Origin of the sequence: Asticcacaulis sp. AND118 (genome assembly GCF_020535245.1) — a bacterium.
Lineage (GTDB): Bacteria > Pseudomonadota > Alphaproteobacteria > Caulobacterales > Caulobacteraceae > Asticcacaulis.
Window position 1 is genome coordinate 897,975 of sequence record NZ_CP084911.1, and the last position, 17,751, is coordinate 915,725.

General features: G+C 63.4%; 17 protein-coding genes. 7 read left to right on the forward strand and 10 right to left on the reverse strand.

Features of this window, described 5'->3' with window-relative positions; genetic code table 11:
- Nucleotides 1-25: 25 nt before the first annotated feature.
- The 3 genes from LH365_RS17385 to LH365_RS17395 are packed head-to-tail and all read right to left on the reverse strand — an operon-like array spanning nucleotide 26 to nucleotide 1,977.
- Entirely contained in the window at nucleotides 26-802 is a 777-nt protein-coding gene (locus tag LH365_RS17385; protein WP_226745820.1) for a DNA-binding domain-containing protein, read from the reverse strand.
- Complete coding sequence (locus LH365_RS17390; protein ID WP_226745821.1) at nucleotides 799-1,632, reverse strand: DUF692 domain-containing protein; 834 nt, start codon at nucleotides 1,630-1,632, stop codon at nucleotides 799-801. Before LH365_RS17390 ends, LH365_RS17385 begins: the two co-directional genes overlap by 4 nt.
- A 60-nt stretch (nucleotides 1,633-1,692) precedes the next feature.
- Nucleotides 1,693-1,977 (reverse strand): hypothetical protein, encoded by a 285-nt coding sequence (locus tag LH365_RS17395; RefSeq protein WP_226745822.1) that lies wholly within the window; start codon nucleotides 1,975-1,977, stop codon nucleotides 1,693-1,695.
- 182 nt (nucleotides 1,978-2,159) lie between these two features.
- On the opposite strand from LH365_RS17395, the gene LH365_RS17400 reads away from it, so the two are divergent.
- From LH365_RS17400 to LH365_RS17415, 4 genes are read left to right on the forward strand one after another with little or no spacing between them, the layout of a single operon-like run.
- A complete protein-coding gene (locus LH365_RS17400; protein WP_226745823.1) occupies nucleotides 2,160-2,447 on the forward strand; it encodes a DUF2282 domain-containing protein in 288 nt (95 codons plus the stop codon).
- Between the two features lie 5 nt (nucleotides 2,448-2,452).
- Nucleotides 2,453-3,295: a DUF692 domain-containing protein gene (locus tag LH365_RS17405; protein WP_226745824.1), complete on the forward strand. Its 843-nt coding sequence runs from the start codon at nucleotides 2,453-2,455 to the stop codon at nucleotides 3,293-3,295.
- A complete protein-coding gene (locus LH365_RS17410) occupies nucleotides 3,292-4,062 on the forward strand; it encodes a DNA-binding domain-containing protein (protein ID WP_226745825.1) in 771 nt (256 codons plus the stop codon). The genes LH365_RS17405 and LH365_RS17410 overlap by 4 nt, the downstream gene beginning before the upstream one ends.
- On the forward strand, nucleotides 4,043-4,483 hold the full coding sequence (locus LH365_RS17415; RefSeq protein WP_226745826.1) for a DoxX family protein: 441 nt from the start codon (nucleotides 4,043-4,045) through the stop codon (nucleotides 4,481-4,483). The genes LH365_RS17410 and LH365_RS17415 overlap by 20 nt, the downstream gene beginning before the upstream one ends.
- Nucleotides 4,484-4,596: 113 nt before the next feature.
- Here LH365_RS17415 and LH365_RS17420 read toward each other — a convergent pair whose 3' ends face one another.
- The 7 genes from LH365_RS17420 to LH365_RS17450 form a co-directional block, all read right to left on the reverse strand.
- Complete coding sequence (locus LH365_RS17420; RefSeq protein ID WP_226745827.1) at nucleotides 4,597-5,703, reverse strand: pectinesterase family protein; 1,107 nt, start codon at nucleotides 5,701-5,703, stop codon at nucleotides 4,597-4,599.
- Nucleotides 5,704-5,714: 11 nt separating this feature from the next.
- The gene (locus LH365_RS17425; protein ID WP_226745828.1) at nucleotides 5,715-6,674 is read right to left on the reverse strand and encodes an alpha/beta hydrolase; all 960 of its coding nucleotides are present in this window, start codon (nucleotides 6,672-6,674) and stop codon (nucleotides 5,715-5,717) included.
- A gap of 57 nt (nucleotides 6,675-6,731) precedes the next feature.
- On the reverse strand, nucleotides 6,732-9,731 hold the full coding sequence (locus tag LH365_RS17430; protein ID WP_226745829.1) for a TonB-dependent receptor: 3,000 nt from the start codon (nucleotides 9,729-9,731) through the stop codon (nucleotides 6,732-6,734).
- Nucleotides 9,732-9,853: 122 nt separating this feature from the next.
- Nucleotides 9,854-10,816, reverse strand: coding sequence for a FecR family protein (locus LH365_RS17435; protein ID WP_226745830.1), 963 nt, complete (start codon nucleotides 10,814-10,816; stop codon nucleotides 9,854-9,856).
- Entirely contained in the window at nucleotides 10,791-11,366 is a 576-nt protein-coding gene (locus tag LH365_RS17440; RefSeq protein WP_226745831.1) for an RNA polymerase sigma factor, read from the reverse strand. Before LH365_RS17440 ends, LH365_RS17435 begins: the two co-directional genes overlap by 26 nt.
- Before the next feature lie 475 nt (nucleotides 11,367-11,841).
- Entirely contained in the window at nucleotides 11,842-12,369 is a 528-nt protein-coding gene (locus LH365_RS17445; protein WP_226745832.1) for a phasin family protein, read from the reverse strand.
- Between the two features lie 164 nt (nucleotides 12,370-12,533).
- Nucleotides 12,534-13,157, reverse strand: a complete 624-nt coding sequence (locus LH365_RS17450; protein WP_226745833.1) for a TetR/AcrR family transcriptional regulator — start codon at nucleotides 13,155-13,157, stop codon at nucleotides 12,534-12,536.
- Nucleotides 13,158-13,465: 308 nt separating this feature from the next.
- Here LH365_RS17450 and LH365_RS17455 point away from each other — a divergent pair, with 308 nt between their 5' ends.
- From LH365_RS17455 to LH365_RS17465, 3 genes are all read left to right on the forward strand, one after another.
- Entirely contained in the window at nucleotides 13,466-14,791 is a 1,326-nt protein-coding gene (locus LH365_RS17455; protein ID WP_226745834.1) for an efflux transporter outer membrane subunit, read from the forward strand.
- Nucleotides 14,792-14,820: 29 nt separating this feature from the next.
- Nucleotides 14,821-15,978 carry an HlyD family efflux transporter periplasmic adaptor subunit gene (locus LH365_RS17460; RefSeq protein ID WP_226745835.1) on the forward strand — a complete coding sequence of 386 codons (1,158 nt, stop codon included), beginning with the start codon at nucleotides 14,821-14,823 and terminating at the stop codon, nucleotides 15,976-15,978.
- 200 nt (nucleotides 15,979-16,178) lie between these two features.
- Entirely contained in the window at nucleotides 16,179-17,726 is a 1,548-nt protein-coding gene (locus LH365_RS17465; RefSeq protein WP_226745836.1) for a DHA2 family efflux MFS transporter permease subunit, read from the forward strand.
- The last annotated feature ends 25 nt before the right edge of the window (nucleotides 17,727-17,751 follow it).

Here is a 17,751-nt window from a genome sequence, read left to right on the forward strand (position 1 = left end):
TGCCAAAGATCCGGCTTTCCAAGGCTCATGCGTCAGACAACGGTGATGCCGCGGCCTCTGTCAAGTCCAGGTCGAATCCTGTCACCAGCCCCTCTGCGATCCAGCCCCCCAACCATTCACCCACCCTGTGCGTGGGGTCTGTGTCAGGGTGGTCGCGCGCCAGGGTTTCGCACGCGGCGGCGAACGGCAGACCAGTGTTGAGGGCGCGCACCAGATGATATTCGTCCGCATCAAGGGTGCGAAAGCGCGGTTCGAGCGCCAGCTTCCATACGCACAGTCCCGTCAGTTCCTGGTCGGTAAAGTAGACGATGTCCGGCGGCGTGTCCCCGCGCGACAGGGCCCGCCACAGGGCGGCGGCGTTGGTGCGGACAGCCCGATGCCGCAGCGCCGGGTTCAGGCGCAAGCGCACGGCTTCCCAGTTGGTAATCGTCGCCAGAGCGGCCGGATCGAGCGTTTCCGCGTCTGGGGCGGCGAAGGCCTGACGCAGTTCGGCGTCCAGCCACGCCAGTTCGGCAATTTCGGGATCGTGGGGGAAGCGCACATCGAGAAAGGCCGGGAAGTCGAGCCCATAGGCATCGAGCGTCCAGTTCGTGGATGGATGCTGCTCGATATAGGCGCGGGCTTCGGCATGGAAGGCGTCGTCACCCAGCCAGGTCCATACCCGCTCATAGGTTTCCGAAAGCGCGCCCAGAAGACGCGCGCGATAGGCGCGATGATAGACGCGCCGACCTTCCTCAGCCCCCGGGGGCGCGGTTTCAAGCAACATGTCCAGAAAGCTTCGCTGTGCGACGAACAGACTCATGCGGCCTCCGGGGCGCGGCTCAGACGCCGGGCGATGTCGAGTTCGGCCAGCAGTTCCGGCAGGGGCGGGATGTCGTCGTCGCGCTCGATCATGACGGCGGCGTGGCGCAGGCGCGGCGCGGCCTCGGCATAGAGGGCCCATACGCCTTGCGGCACCGGCGCATCATGCGTATCGATCAGCAGGGTCTCGCCTTGCGAATGTCCGGCCAGATGCACCTGACGCACGCGCTCCAGCGGCAGACCGTTAAGATAGTTGCGCGCCGAAAAGCCGTGATTGTGGGCGCTGACATAGACGTTGTTCAGGTCGAGCAGCAGATAGCAACCTGTGCGGCGGCAGACCTCGGACAAAAAAGCCCATTCGCTGTAGGCGTCTTCGGCAAAGGTGACGTAGGTCGAGGGGTTTTCAATGAGGAGCGGGCGTTTCAGAAACGTCTGTACACGGTCGATATGACGGCAAACCGTCGTCAATGCCTCTTCGGTCAGGGGAAGGGGCAAAAGGTCGTGACTGTTACGGCCGCCGATGCCCGTCCAGCACAGGTGGTCCGACACCCAGACGGGCTCGATGCGCTCGGTCAGCGCCTTGAGCCGCGTCAGATAGTCCGGTCCCGGTCCTTCCGGCGACCCCAGCGACATGGACACGCCGTGCATCAGAACCGGATAGAGGGCCCGTACCTGTTCGAGGACGCGCAAGGGCCGCCCGCCATCGATCATGAAATTTTCCGAGATGATCTCGAAAAAGTCGATCGCCGGCGGGGCGGCCAGAATGGCTTCGTAATGCGAGGGCCTCAGGCCGAGGCCGAAGCCCGCAAAGGGCGGAAGGAAAGGGGGCATGAACAGGTCCGGATAGGGCCGACGCAATGCCGGCCCCGTGTTTCATTTAGTTGGGGCAGTTCAGGCGAGGTCGCCGATCACGCCGCCCTTGGCCAGGCATTCCTTGGCCTTTACGGCCTTGAAGCCATGACCCTTGCAGGTGTTCTGGCCCTTGCATTCATGCATGGTGGTGGCGCAGTCGGCCGTGCCTTTGCAGCTATTGATGCCGTAGCAGTGCACGATGTCGTCGGCGGCGACGGCCGCGCCCTTGCTGCCCGCGGGTGCAGTGGCGGCGCTGGCGATGCTGGCGGCGGCCATCAGGGCGGCGGCGGAAGCGATAAGGGCGCCGGTTTTGACGGTGATCATGGGGTTAGCCTCTCTGAGATAGGTGCGGTGCCGGTGTGGCAGGGAGGGATACGGCGCCGGCGCAAGCGAGGTTACAGGCCGCGATGAATTTTTTCTGCCGGCTGGGTTTGTAACCTTTGTCGTCGGCGGCGCGTATCTCCTGACAGGGCGCGATACTGCGTCTGTTTGCCAAGGAGAACCGTATGTCTGTTTCCCATTCCGGGCTGGCTATTGCCGCCGCCCTGTCGCTCGCCGCCGGTGCGGCCATGGCCGCCGACGCCAAAATGCCCGCCAAGGCGCCCTCTGCCAAGGAAGCGTGCTACGGCGTTGCCAAGGCCGGGCAGAACGATTGCAAGGCCGGGCCGGGCACGAGTTGTGCGGGCAGTTCCAAGGTCGATTACGACGGTAAGGCGTTCAAGCTGGTCGACAAGGGCACCTGCGTGACGATCAAAACGCCCAGGGGCAACGGTTCGCTGACGCCGAAGGCCTGAGCGCGATGATCGGGGCAGGTCTGGGTGCGGGCTTGGGGCTTAAGCTCGCGCATTTTGACGAAGCGTCCCGCGACCGCCGCAATGGCCTTTGGTTCGAGGTGCATCCCGAAAACTACATGGTCGACGGCGGCCCGCGTCTGGCTGGGCTTGAGCGCGTGCGGGAGTGCCATCCCCTGTCGTTGCACGGGGTGGGGCTGTCTCTGGGCGGTCCCGATCCGCTCGATAAAGGGCATCTGGCACGGTTCAGGGCGCTGATCGATCGCTTTGAGCCTTGCCTTGTTTCCGAGCACCTGGCCTGGTCGCGCTTCGGTGGGGCCAGCGTGCCGGACCTGCTGCCGGTGCTGCGCAGCCGGGAAGCGCTGGCGCGCATTGCCGGACGCATCGATGCTGCCCAGACCGCATTGGGGCGCACGCTGCTGATCGAGAATCCGGCCCATTATCTAAATCTGCGCGGCCATGAGTACGATGAGGCCGATTTCCTGAGGGAACTGGTCCGGCGCACCGGTTGCGGTTTGTTGGTCGATCTCAACAATATTGTCGTCAGTGTGCGCAATATCGGCACGGATGCTTATGCCTATCTAAGGGCCATTCCGCCGGAGGCCGTGGGTGAAATCCACATTGCGGGACACAGTGAAGACCCCGTTATGGGCGCGAACCTGCTGATCGACAGCCACGACCGCCCGGTCGGCGACGCTGTATGGTCGCTCCTGACGGCAGCGCTGAACCTTTGGGGGCCGAAGCCGGTCCTGATCGAGCGCGACGGCGACGTGCCGGCCTATGCCGCGCTGATCGCCGAGCGCGAACGCGCCCAGGCCGGGCTCGACAGCGCGAAGGTTTTGACGGCATGACGGATTTTCACTCGGCCTTTGTTCGGGCGCTTGGGGGCGAGGACGACGCGCTGGCCGAATGGCTGGCCCCGTCCGACCGCCCGAAGCTGGCCGTCTATCGCAACACCATCGCGTCCGGACTGAGCGAGGCGCTGGAAGCGGCGTTTCCCAGTGTGGCAGCGGCCGTAGGGCCGGAAAATTTCAGCGGTCTGGCGTTTAGCTTCGGGCGGGACAACCGCCCGGAGAACCCGTGCCTGCACGACTATGGCAAAGGTTTTGCCGACTGGCTCGACCAACAACGCGATCTGGAGGACATGGGCTGGCTGGGCGATCTGGCGCGGCTCGACCGGCTTCGCTTGGAGGTTGTGAACGCGGATGACGAAGCGGCGTCGCCGGCGCAGCTATTTGCGGCCTTGTCGCCTGACGCGCTGAACGCGGCGCGTGCAAGGCTCGTCGCTTCCGCCCGGCTTATTCGCTTTGATGCCACACTGCTCGCTGTCTGGCAGGGACTGATCGACGGTGAGACATACCCTCTCGAACGCCAGGCGCGGCCCGAAGCCCTGCTGGTTCGACGCGTCGGACACGAGGTGGAAATGCAACGGCTCGACGATGCCAGTCACGCCTTTCTGAGCGCCTGCGTCGAGGGTTCGGCTCTGGGCGATGCGGCGCTGGCCGCCCTGACCCTTTTACCCACAACCGACATCGCCGCCCTGTTCGGTGAGGTGCTCGGTCTGAACATTCTTACACTGAAAACCGAGGAAACCGAATATGGCCAAAATGCTGACTGACTGGATAAATTACCCGGCAAAACTGATGAACCGCCTGCCGGAGGACGTGATCGCGCTGGTCATCCGGCTGGGCGTGGCGGCGATCTTCTTCACCTCGGCGCGGACCAAGGTCGATGGCCTTCTGCATATCACCGACGGCACCTATGTGCTGTTCGAGACGGAATACGCTCTTCCGCTCGTCCCGTCGCCCATCGCCGCGGTGGCGGCGACCTGGGCCGAGCATGTTTTCTCTGTGCTCCTGGTTTTGGGACTGTTCACGCGCTACTCCGCTTTGGCCTTTCTGGTCATGACGGCGGTGATCGAAATATTCGTCTATCCCGACGCCTGGCCGACGCACCTGAGCTGGGCGGGGTTGCTGATCTATCTGATCGCCCGAGGGGGTGGGCGCTTCAGCCTTGACCGACGTCTGGGCTGGTTATGAGTTGTGCATGCGTAACGACCACGGCTCCCGCGCATAAAAAGGACCGCCCTCGCGCAAGCGAGGACGGTCAGGCCACACGCATCAACGGGGAGCCGAAGCGTCGGTGGGAGGGCTTAGCGGGCTTCGGGCCAGCCGGCGGAGATGATCCTGCGCACCGCCTTTATGTCCGGCGCGTCTTTCCATTTTATGCCGATATCGCGGTGCGCCGCGCCGGGGCCGGTCGAGCCGCTCTCATGGAAGCGCGAGTCCTGAGGGTGGAAGACGGCGGTTTTGGATCCGTCGCGCGCCGTGCCGTTCATGGTGGTCCAGTGGTCCGGATGGATATGGGCCTCCATGACGCAGTCGATGAAGGACGCCTGCCCCACAGCATCCGGATCGGCGTAGCGGCCGTCGGCGAAGGTGGTGGTCGGATGCCACGGACGCCCCAGCGCGACGGACCCGTCCGGTACGCCGGCTTCGCGGGTCAGGTGTGAGCGGTAGACGACGATGCCGACGGGCTGGCTTAGCGGCGTCGAGGGGGCCAGCAGGAAGGAATGGAACTCGCCGGCGGCCAGCGCCGCACCGCGATTGCGGGTGCGAATTTCGCTTTTCTCGATCAGGAGCTGACCGTTGCCGAAGATGAAGTCGATATTGCCGGCAATCAGGCTGTCGCGGATCAGGGCGCGCCTGCCGTTGGCGAACAGGGTGTCCTGATAGCCGATCAACTCGGCGCGACGGATCAGCACCCGGTCGCTGTCGATGTCGAGGAGGACGGCGACGCCTTGCGAATTGCCGATCTTCCTGGGATCACCGTCGGGCAGGGCGTCGTTCGACAGATAGTCGAAGGTGTTTTCGACCTTGATCCCTTCAATCGTGACGTGGTCGGCATTGACGGTCAGGGTCGCCGAGCCGGGCGTGCCCCAGTTGCGGCGGTGATATTTGCCCGCCGTCTCGGCGACGGCGTCGAAATGCAGGCGCGTGCGGTCCGGGCCAGCCCCGCGCAGGCGGGTCTTGTCGCGGCTGATCGTCACCTTTTCGTAGTAATCGCCCGCCGCGACATCAATGACGACCCAGCCTTCGCCCTTCTCATTCTGAGCGGCGTCGAGCGCGGCCTGCACGCTGGCGAAACAGGCTTTGCGCGCCCCGCAGTCCGGACTGACGCTGAGCCGGGTATCGGCGGCAGCGGGCAGGGCGGTGGTGGTGAGCAGCACGGCGACACAAGCGAAGAAGCGGAAGGACATGCTTTAAAGTCTCATTTTTCTGTCAGAAAACCGTCGATCTGATCGACGATCTGGCTGAACCATGGATCGAACAGCCAGATATCGTGCGGAGCGTTCTCGAAGCGGGCGTAGCGGTAGCGGATGCCCTGCGCCTTCAGCTTCGTCTCGACGATCTCGCGTCCGGCGGTAAAGCGCGGTATGCCGCTGCTGATGACCAGGGTTGGCGGCGATTGCGGTCCGGCGTGTTGCGCGGCGCTGGCTTCGCGCCAGCGGTCGGGCACACGCTCCATCGCCCCGCCCAGCCACAATCCGGCAGCGGATTTGTCACCGGCGGCGTTTTCAAACTGCAGGGCCAACGGTGTGGTGAAGTCGAGCACGCCGTCGATGTCGATCAGCGCGCTGACCTTCGTATCGTCGGTCGGTGTGCTCTTAAAGAGCGGTGTATCCGCCGTATAGGCCAGCAGGGCGGCCATCTGTCCGCCCGAAGACGCGCCGCCGATGGCCAGCTTGTCACGGTCGAAACCGAAGTCTGCCGCCTGCGACTTGGCCCACACTATGGCGTCGTTAACGTCGATCAGGCCCGCCGGATAGGGCGCTTCGGGCGACAGACGAAACTCCGGCAGCAAGACGGCGTAGCCGCGCTGGGCCAGACGATTGGCCAGAGCATAGAAGTGAGACTTGCCGCCCGATCGCCAGCCGCCGCCGTGGACCAGCACGATGCCCTGGCCCGTGCGGCGCTCAGCCAGCGGCAGGAAGACGTCTACATGCAGTTCGCGCTCGCCGACGGTCTTATAGAGGCGGTCGAAAAGAACGGTCTGACCGCTCTGGAATTCCGATACGGGCCAGCTAATGCCCGCATACTGATCCTTATAGCGGGCGTAGCGCTGCGAGATGGTGTAGCTGTCGTCGACGGGGATAAGGTCGGCGGCCAAGGTCGAGGCCGCAACGCTGAGGCCCAGGACTGCAGACGCGACGGCAGGGAAAAACCGCATCCTCTTCCTCCTGTTGTATCGGCCGCCGGCATTACGCGCCGACGGCCTCTCTTAGGATCAGTACTTGTAACGCAGGCCCACGATCCATTGCGCGCCCGTATGGCTGTATTCGCGCGTCAGATCCATGCTGCCGGTGTCGCCGGTGCCGTAGATGCGCTCGACCTCGTCGGTGATGTTGATGCCTTCGAAGGTAAGCGTCAACCGCGGCGTCACATTGTAGAACGAGGCGAAGTCGACATGGGTCGGCCCGTATTTGCGCTCCTGCACGTGGCCGTTGCCGCCCGGCTCGCTGATCAAATAGTCGTCGCGCTTGTTGACCGACAGGCGGGCACCGAACGCTTCGGTGTCGTAATAGAGGGTCAGGTTGTACGAATTGGGCGAGAGGCCCGTGGAATCGTCCGCCGACACGTGGGTGTAGTTTGAGGCGACGCCGAACTTCGACCATGCGCCCGGCAGGAAGGTAAAGGGCTGATTGTAGGTGATTTCAAAGCCCTTGACGCTGTTGCCCTGATCGTTGTTGACCGGAATGGTGAAGGTATAGGGCACCTGCGCCGGATCGGCATTGTAGGACGCGTCGTAGAGCGGATCGGCGTAGATGGCCGGCCAGAAGGACGGGTCGATCATCTGGCTGACCACATCGGTCTTCAGCGAGCGCACGATGTCCTTGTGGAAGACGGTGAGGGCCAGCAGGCCTTCATCGCCGAAGTACCATTCGACGCCCAGATCGAGGTCGTTGGATTCGTAGGGCTTGAGCGAGGGGTTGCCGACATTGCCCACCGTGCGGGTGGTGTAGCCGAAGACCGGACCGGCGATGTTCAGCGTGCTCAGGCCCGGACGCGTCATGCTGCGGCCATAGGAGGCACGCACCACCAGATCGCTGCGCACGTCGAGGGCGGCGTTGATCGAGGGCAGGTAGTTGTCATAGGAGACATTGACCTCGACCGGCGTGCCGCTAACCAGCGCCTGCGAGCGGACATTGGTTTTAACGTAGCGCAGGCCCGCATTGGTGCGCAGGCGCATACCGGCAATGTCGTATTCGGCGTTCATTTCGCCATAGGCGCCGATGGTTTCTTCCCCGACTGTCCAGCCCGCGCCGGCATTGTTGGTGTAGCCCGCAGGGATGATGCCGGCCGCGGCGATGGCGCCGAAATCGGCCACGCGGAAGGGCAGGAGGCCGGGACCGTCCAGACCGTCGCCGAAGTTGGAGACGGGGAAGGGGCGGGTATAGGCGGAGGGATTGAAGGTCGGCGCGGCCCCCAGGCCCTCGGCATAGCTGACCTTACGGTCGTTATAGCTCAGGCCCGCCTTGAACGAGACAGTGTCGGCATTATAGGTCGCGTCGAAGCGGGAGGTGACGTTCTCCTTCTTAACATTATTGATGCGGTTCGACGCCGTCTGGGCGTTGATATAGTTGGCGGCGTTGTTGGGATCGTAGCTGCCGAAGCTGACCTTCGGCACATAGGGATCGCTGCTGTAGTCGTAGGCGTAGTAGTGCGGCACCGAGCGATAGTAGAAGCGCAGTTCCGTGCGGTCGGCGTCATCGACCGCCGTTCCGGCCATGGCTTCGAGCGTCAGGCGCTCATTGATCTGGAAGCGGCCGGACAGGACCACCTGATCGAAGGACGATTGCGACTCCTGATGACGGCTTTCGTACCAGGAGGTCACGTCGTTGAAGGCGGCGGCGACCAGCGTCTTGCCATCGGCGCCGACCGTAAAGGACAGGGGCGTCTGACCGGTGAAATTACCTGCCGTACCGTGGGTCAGCAGCCACTCCATCGAATTATAGCTGTAGCGGTCGTTGTTTAGTTCGGAGTGCAGGACGTCGAGCGTGATCAGGGCGTTTTCCGACGGGCGGTATTGTAACGAACCGGTCAGGCCGACGCGCTTCTGGTCGTTGCCGAAATAGTCGGCGCGCGGCAGGCGCGGGGCCCACAGGCAGTCGAGCGGATCGCTGGCCCCGCAGGCATTGGACGGCGTGCCCGTGACGGTCGGGTTGGTGTCGGCCCAGGAATCGCCATTGGCGTGGGGCGAGGTCCAGCGTACGCTCGAATAGCCTTCCTGATGCACGGTGCGGTTGGAGGCGGCTACCGAAAACAGCGCGCCGAACTTGCCGTCTGCGAAGGTTTTGCTAACCAGCAGGGCCACGCGGGGGTCCGCCTTCTGGTTCAGCGTGTTGTAGTTGGCCTGCGCCGAGGCGGAGACGGTGAAGTCGTTGCGGAAGTCGAACGGACGCGCCGAATAGAGATTGACCGTGCCGGCGATGCCGCCTTCTTCGGTCGAGGCCTTTTGCGACTTTTCGATATCGATGCGGTTGAACAGTTCGGAGGCAAAAAGATGGAAGTCGAAGGCGCGACCGGCATTGAGGGTTACGCCGCCGCTGTCGAGGCCGTCGCTGCTGGCCGGAACCTCCATGCCGTTCAGCGTGGTGCGGGTGAAGTCCGGCCCGAAGCCGCGCAGGGTGATGTTGCGTCCTTCACCGCCTTCGCGCGACATGGCCACGCCCGGCACGCGCTGAATGGATTCGGCCAGGTTGAGGTCGGGCATCTTGCCGATGTCTTCGGCGACGATGCTTTCGACCGAATTGGCCGCGCGGCGTTTTATGGCGCGTGCCTTGCTGAGCGAGCCGCGAATACCCCTGACGACGACGACCGTTTCCTCAGGCGCGGCGGCGGGGCTTTCGGATGCCGTGGCGTCCGCCACGTAGGCCGTGCGCGTAATGGGCATGGGATTGTCGCGCGACGTCGGAATCTGTTCAGCCAGCAGGATGATGCCGTTGGACTGGGTAACCGGTGTCAGATTGGTGCCTGCCAAAAGGCGCGACAGGCCCTCGCGCACCGGCATATTGCCTTGCACGGCGGCGGTCTGCTTGCCCTTTACGACCTTTTCCGGCGCCATGAGCTGGATATTGGCCTGCTGGGCGAACTGGGGGATACCCCGTTCGGCGGCCTGCGCCGGTACGTTGAACGCCTTGACGGCGTCCTGTGCCTGAACAGGCGCGGCGGAGACCATGAGCAACGTACCGCCAGCGAGCAGCAACGGTCCATTGAATGCGCGCATGAATGCATTCGTCATCAAAATAATCCCTGTATGTTTGCGCCCGTGGTGCGCATTATTATTGTCGAAGGTCTGCGCCTTCCTGAATTACGATGTTTGGTAAACGCACTTCCGTACGCGAAGTGTTATTTTTTTGTGCCGATGAGGATCGCCTTGTCCGTCCGCGCGATTTCGACGCCGAAGGCCTGAACGATGGCGCTGGAAAAGGCCTCCGGATCGTTGGCGCTCAGCCGCCCGATCAGGCGCTCGCTGCCCAGGGCTTCATCCTGAATGACGATCTGGATACGGTTGTAACGGTTGAACTCCGCGGCCACCTCGGACAGACTCTTGCCGTTGAGCGCGATCTGACCTTCGCGCCAGGCCAGATCTTCATCGATATCGTCGGGTGCGTGACGGATTTTAACGGGCGCCTGTTCGCTGAGGATCGTCCGGTCGCCGGCGTGCAGCAGTACGGGATCACCGGTCTTGCCGGCCCAGGCCTGCACCGTGCCCTCGGTAACCAGCACCTCGATGCCGTCTTTGCGTTTCTTGACCGAAAAGGCGGTGCCGACGGCCTTCACGCGGGCGCTGCCGGCGCTGACGATAAAGGGGCGTTCCCGATTGTGCGCGACCTTGAACCAGGCTTCGCCCTCGACCAATTCGATCCGGCGCTCGCTTTCGGCCATGTCGATGCGCAGGCGGCTGTCGGTATTGAGGGTGGCGATCGAGCCGTCGTTCATCGGCAGGCGGCGGATTTCCCCCATACGTGTCACCGTCTCGTCCTGTCTCAGGCCGAAGACGGCCAGAAGGCTGGCGGCGACCAGACCGCCACCGGCGGCGGCCGCGGCGAAAAAGTGCCGGCGCGACGGCAGACGCTTCACGGTGGAGACGGCATCCTGCCATTCGTGGGACGGACCGAGCGCCCGCGCCCGCTCCAGCCCCTGCCACGCAGCCTGCGCGCGCAGGAGCGCGCCGCGCCGGCGCGGGTCGCCGGACAGCCAGTCGCTGAGACCGGCCTCGTCCTCAGGGGTGAGGGGACGTTCCTTCACCGCCCACAGGCTGGCCGCGCGCTCGATCTGCTCGCTAGTTTCGACCGGCGTCGGTGCCACGCATAAACTCCTTCTGAGGCTGGAAGCGGATGTCGTCGGAGGCCATAGCCTTCAGGATCAGCCGAAGGGCCTTGGCCGCGTCGTTTTCGACCATGTGTTCGCTGAGCCCCATGCGGCGGGCGATCTCCTTTTGGGGCAGGCCCTGAATCTTGCGCATCTCGAAGACCTGTCGGCAGCGCGCCGGCAGGTCGGCAATCACTCGTTTGAGACGGGCAAGATCGGAGCGGGCGACGCTGACCTGTTCGGGGGAGGGCATGTCGCTGCTGATCTCCAGCCGATCGATTTCGTCGACGCTCTCGATGCGCACGATGCGGGCGCGGCGCAGTCGCATCAGGGCGATATTGCGCGCGACCGTGAAGAAGTAGGCGCGCGGGGAGGAAATGTGCTCGACGCTGGCCAGTTCCGCCATGCGGCAATAGGATTCTTGCAGGATGTCCTCGGCATCTTCGCGCCCCAGACGGGCACGCAGCAGCCAGGCGCGCACATCCGCCTCATGCGGCAAAATCTGCGAACCTACCCAACTGATGATGTGATCCGGCGCGGATTGCATGCGAGCCTCCTGCAGATACGATGCCTGAGACGCGCGGTTCCGTAAATTTATCTTTGCGAGATGGCAAGAGGTGCCATGTAGAAAGACTTGGAACGTCCGCTTGTGAGGTATTCGCAATCTCCGGCGCCCAATGAGACGGATGTCGCATTTGAAGGGAAGTGCGCCCGCATTTCAACCGTTCGGACCCAAGGCGTTGGCGGGACTCTACTCAGCCGCGGCAGCCACTTGATCGGCCTGCCAATCTGCCGAGACAGGTCGGGGCCGATCCGAGGATCAGCCCCTTTTTCACCTATACGACGGAGCCGGAATAGGTTTCCATTTTGTCCCGACGCTAGTCGTAACCGGCGACAAGGCTTCGTTTTTTGACGGTCTGAAAATCCGCCAGGGACCGGCTCGGCTACCCGTACCCTTCGTCTCGCTCACGCTCGCCGACCCACAGTCGTGGCCTTTTTGGGGGGGTAATGAGCGCGCTGCTTTAAGCGGGAACCATACCGCGTTGCGATTTTACTGCCTGTTCGGTGATTGGCTGCATGATCTTGCCCAGACCGTCGACATAGAGGCTGTAGACGCGAGCGAAGGCGCCCATATGTTCCTGCATACCCTGCACCGCCGCCGTCTGGAGGTTTACCGCGTCCTGCACCGTGCGTACGCTCAGCGCCTGACGCGACAGGGTGTCGTAGCGGGCGATCGACTGGTTGCCCAGCTCGGTCATGGCCTGATTGATTTCGGACAGCAAATCGGCGGTCTGGTGGCCGGCGCTGACGCAGGCCTTTATCGCTTCGCTGCCCATCTCGACGCTGCGTTGCGTGAGGCGCTGGGTTTCGGCCTGAGTGCGCTGGAGGGCGTCCTGACCGGCGGCCAGCCCGTGCTCGGCAGAATCCTTGATGGTGTCCTGCGTGCGGCGCATAGCGTCCGACGCGGTGGATGTAGCCGTGCTGGCGGCTGCGGTGAGAGTGTCGGTGGTCTTTTGGGCGGTTTTTTCTGTGGTGCTGAGCGTGTCCATGGTCGCATCCTTATAGGCGGCTGCGCGTCGCGGCCGGTTTTAGGGGGGGGGTAATGAGCGGAAGGCCTTTTTTTACGGCCACTGTTCTATACCCCTTTAACCGTAAGGATGTTGCGGCGCTTCCAAGCGGCGACGGCAAGGATTACGTAAGGAAAGCGTTTACCTTAGGCGCGTGGGGCATAGGCCGCATAGAAGGTTGTCATGGCGGCTTCGACCTCGGCCTCGACCTCGGCATCCGAGGGTTCCGGCAGGTAGTTGAGGAATCGCGCTTTCTGATAGCGGCTTTGGCACAGGGCGATGAACTGATGTGCGGCCCGCAGCGTGTCGTCGATGATAAATTCGCCGGCATCGGCGGCGCGTTCCAGAAAGTTGGCCACATTGCGCGCGCCGCGCAGGGGGCCATTTTCATAGAAGGCCCTGCCGATGTCGGGCCAGCGTTCGGACACGGCCATGATAACGCGGTAATTGCGCATGGTCTCATCCGAGGTGACGATCCTGAGATAGCGGCGGGCCCAGCCGCGCAGGGCTTCGCGATAGCCGCCGCCATCGACCTCGAACGAGTCGATCAGCGCCGCGTGCAGGGCACAGTGACGGTCAACAAATGCTTCGAACAGCTCTTCCTTGTTCTTGAAGTAGTTGTACAGCGTGCCTTTCGATCCGCCCAGTTTCGCGGCGATGGCCGACATCGATGCCGCGTCGAACCCTTCTTCAAGGAAGATCCGACTGGCCACATCCAATATGGCCTCACGGCGGGCGTCCTTGTCGGGACGGGATTTTAACTCTTGCATCTTAACCTCGGTGTCGGCGCAATTAGCCAATCTTTTGGCATTTGCAAACTTTTTTGCGGGCCGCGTTTTGAATATGTGTCGCCGGTACATCAGAATTTTCGCACTGCGAAAAAATTTCTGACCGTACCGTACGGTTCGATTGACAATATAGCGACGGCGGCGTATAGGCGCAACCCATAAATGACCGTACCGTACGGTTCAAGAAACAGAAGGCGTTCCTGATGTTTGTTTTTCGAGCGCAGGCCAGAAAGTGTGCAGCGGTTTTTGGCGACACATGCGCGAAGAGTCGAAAATTCCCCGCACGTGTGGTGCTTCTCGGCGTTTCCGCTCTGGCCCTGACGGCCTGCGCGGCCCTTCCGAAGTCCGAGTCCGTCTCCGCCGTGCCGACGGCCAGCGCCGTATCGCAGGACATGCTGATCGGCCGCTGGTGGGAAGGCTATAATGACGCCCAACTCACCGATCTGGTCGAAACGGCGCTGCGCGATTCCCCGAGCCTGTCCGCCGCCGCCGGCCGTCTGCTGAAGGCGCGGGCGCTTGAAGACACCCAGAAGGCGACGCTCTATCCGACGGCGACGGCCTTGGGCGCGACGCTCCAAATGGGTGGTAACGATCCTGCAATCGATTCGCTGACCATCGGTGGCATCAATTTCGGCTGGGAACTGGACTTCTGGGGCAAGAACCGCGCCGGCGTGAAGGCTGCGACCTCGGCGTCCGAAGCCGCCCGCGCCGACGGCCAGCAAGCCGTGCTGGTGCTCTCCACCTCGCTCGTCAATGCCTGGTTCGAACTGGGGCATCTTTACAAGGACCTCGACGTCGCCGAGCGTAATCTGGCCATCCGCACTGATACGCAGTCCCTGGTCGGGCAGAAGGTCGAGGGCGGTCTTCGCCCGCGCGCCGAAGCCGAACAGGCCCGCGCCAATGTCGCCAACAGCAGGGGCGAAGTGGCCGCGCTCAATGAGCGCATCCTCATCCAGCGCCATCTGATCGCCGCTCTGGCCGGTCAGGCTCCGGCCTTCGGTGACGCCCTGCCGAAGCCCGTCCTGCCCGACACGCACGACTTCAAGGCTCCGGCGCGCATCGATCTGGAACTGGTCGCCCGTCGTCCCGACGTCGCCGCTGCCCGCGCCCGCGCCGAGCAGGCCGTGCACGGCACGCGGCGCGCCAAGGCCTCCTTCTATCCCAACGTCAATCTGATGGCTTTTGCGGGTAAGGTGTTCCTCAACGACCTGTCCGGGTCGGGCATGGACGCTGTCAACGCCGGTCCGGTGATCAGCCTGCCCCTGTTCGAAGGCGGCAAGCTGCGCGCAAACCTGCGCGGGGCCGAGGCCGATCAGGCGGTGGCTCTGGCCAGCTATAACCAGTCCGTCATCAACGCCATGCAGGAGGTCGCCGATGCGGGCGCCAGCCAGCGCGCGCTGAGCGAACGCCTCAGTCTGTCCAACGAGGCCTTGACCGCCAGCGAGGAGGCCTATCGCATGGCCCGCCTGCGCTACGATGCGGGCCTCAGCGACTATGCCAGCCTGCTGGTGGTCGAACAAAATCTCCTGACGCAGCGGACCACCAATACGGCCCTGCAAAGCCGCGCCCTGACCCTCGAAGTCGCCATGGTCAAGGCGCTTGGCGGTTCTTACTGATTTCCACGCTGAAGAAAAAGTTACGCACCATGTCCGATACTGAAAACGCTCCCGTGACGCCTGCTCAGACGTCTTCTGCCCAAAATTACTCTACAAAGCCCAACGATCGCCGCCGTCAGCTTCTGACCGGCCTGGCCGCCGTGGTCGCCGTCGGCGTCATCGGTTACGGCGCCTACTACCTGCTGGTAGGCTCGCACTACGTTTCGACCGACAATGCCTATGTCGGGGCCGAAACGGCGCAGGTCAACGCGCTGGTGGCCGGCCCGGTCGCGCGCATCCTCGTCAACGAAACACAGACCGTGAAGGCCGGCGACGTGCTGATGGTCATCGACGACGCCGACGCCAAGATCAATGTCGCTGCGGCTCAGGCCGCACTGGCCACCGCCGAACGCCGCGTTATGGGCTACTATGCCAACGACAAGGCGCTGGGCGGCCAGATGGGCGCCCGCGAAGCCGACATCGCCCGCGCCGAAGCCGGCATCAAGGCTGCCGAAGCCGAGGTCAACCGCACGAAGTTCGAGTTTGAGCGCCGCAAGAACCTCGCCACGACCGGCGCGGTATCGCAGGAAGAGGTGATCACGACCGAGAGCGCCTATGCGTCGGCCGTCGCCAACCTGACCGCCGCCCGCGCCGCCCGCATTCAGGCGACCGCCGCTCTGGCTTCGGCCGAGGGTAACCGTCAGACCAACGCCACCCTGATCGCCGGCGTTCAGCCCGGCGAAAACCCCGAAGTCATGGCCGCCCGCGCCCGTCTGGCCTCGGCGGAACTGGCGCTGGAACGCACCGTGGTGCGTGCGCCGATGGCGGGCGTCGTCACGCGCAAGGCCGTCCAGATCGGTCAGCAGGTGCAGATGGGCACGCCGCTGATGGCGGTGGTGCCAATTTCGCAGGCCTATGTCGACGCCAACTTCAAGGAAGTGCAGCTCAAGAAGGTGCAGCCGGGTCAGGAGGTCGAGCTGACATCGGACCTCTACGGCGAAGGCGTCAAGTACAAGGGCAAGGTCGTCGGTGTTTCCGGCGGCACGGGCTCGGCCTTCTCGCTCATCCCGGCCCAGAACGCTTCGGGCAACTGGATCAAGGTCGTGCAGCGTCTGCCGGTGCGCATCCAGATCGACGAGAAGGACCTTAAGGCCCATCCGCTGCGCGTCGGCTTGTCGATGAAGGCCAAGATCGACGTGTCGAAGTAGTTTGAAAAGACCCTCTCTCCATTCAGTGGGGAGAGGGTGACGCGAAACGGCGGGTGAGGGGCATATCCGCCGGTTTTTAGTTGCCCGTCATCCGGCCCAAAGTCTGCGACTTTGCGCCACCTTCTCCCCGCCGCGCTCAAATAGCAACGCGGTAGCGCATTAGAAATGCCGGAGAGAAGGGCAAGCTTCTGGAGCGCCTCATGGCCTCAGCCTCCCCAAATACCGCACCAGCGCCCCTGACCGGCGTGTCGCTGGCGCTCGCCGCTGTGGCGCTGGCGCTCGGCACCTTCATGCAGGTGCTCGACTCGACCATCGCCAATGTCGCCCTGCCGACCATCGCCGGTAATCTCGGCGTCGCCTCCGATCAGGGCACCTGGGTCATCACCTCGTTCGCCGTCGCCAACGGCATCTCCGTGCCGCTGACCGGCTGGCTGATGATGCGCTTCGGCGTGGTGCGGACCTTCGTCGTTTCGGTGGCGCTGTTTACGCTGGCCTCGTTCCTCTGCGGCATCGCGTGGAACCTGCCGTCGCTTATCCTCTTCCGTATCCTGCAAGGGGCGGTGTCCGGACCGATGATCCCCGGCTCGCAGGCCCTCTTGATCATGATCTTCCCGCCCAACAAACGCGCCACGGCGCTGGGCGTCTGGTCGATGACCACGCTGGTCGCCCCCGTTCTGGGGCCGATCCTTGGCGGCTGGATCTCCGATAATTTTGCGTGGGAATGGATTTTCCTGATCAACGTGCCGGTGGGTATCGCCTGTACGTGGATTTGCTGGCGCTTCATGCACAACCGCGAAACCCCGACCGTGGCGCGCAAGCTGAACATGGTCTCGTTCTCGCTGCTGGTCTTCTGGGTCGGCACCCTGCAACTGGTGCTTGACACCGGTAAGGACGCCGACTGGTTCAACTCGGCCCAAATCGTCATCCTGTCGATCATGGTGGTCATCGGCTTTGTCGCCTGGCTGATCTGGGAACTGAACGAAAAGAACCCGGTCGTCGATCTGTCGCTTTTCAGGAGCCGCAACTTCGCCTTCGGCGTCATCGCCCTGTGCGCAGCCTATGCGATCTTCTTCGGCAACAACCTGCTGATGCCGTTGTGGCTACAGACGAACATGGGCTATGTGGCCACCTGGGCCGGCCTCGCCGCCGCGCCGTCGGGCATGGTGGCGGTCTTCCTGACGCCGTTCGTGGCGCAGATATCCAACCGCATCGACGCCCGCATCATGGCGACAATCTCGCTGCTCCTGTTCGCCCTGTCCTTCTACATGCGCTCGCTTTACGCCCCGGACACCGATTTCGGCAACCTGATCGTGCCCATGTTCGTGATGGGCGCGGCGATGAGCACCTTCTTTACCTCGATGATCACCGTGTCGTTCCGCGACGTAGCCCCGCACCAGATGCCCGCAGCGTCGGGCCTGTCGAACTTCGCCCGCATCACCGCCGGCTCGTTCGCGGCCTCGCTGGCCACCACCCTGTGGGACAATTACGAGACCCACGCCCAGAGCAATATCGCCGCCGCCATGTCCGGCGGAAGGGGTGTCGAGCAGGCTATCCATCAACTGATGCAGATGGGCATGTCCCAGGCGCAGGCCGTCGCCGCCATCACGCGTCAGGTCACTCAGCAGGCCTATCTGCTGGCCACCGTAGATATCTTCCGCATCTCGTCGATCATCATCGTGTGCCTGATCCCGCTGATCTGGCTGAGCCGCAAGGCGATGGCCAATGGACAGGTCCACGCGGCGGATTAGGAAAAGTGACGGCCTCTTGACGATT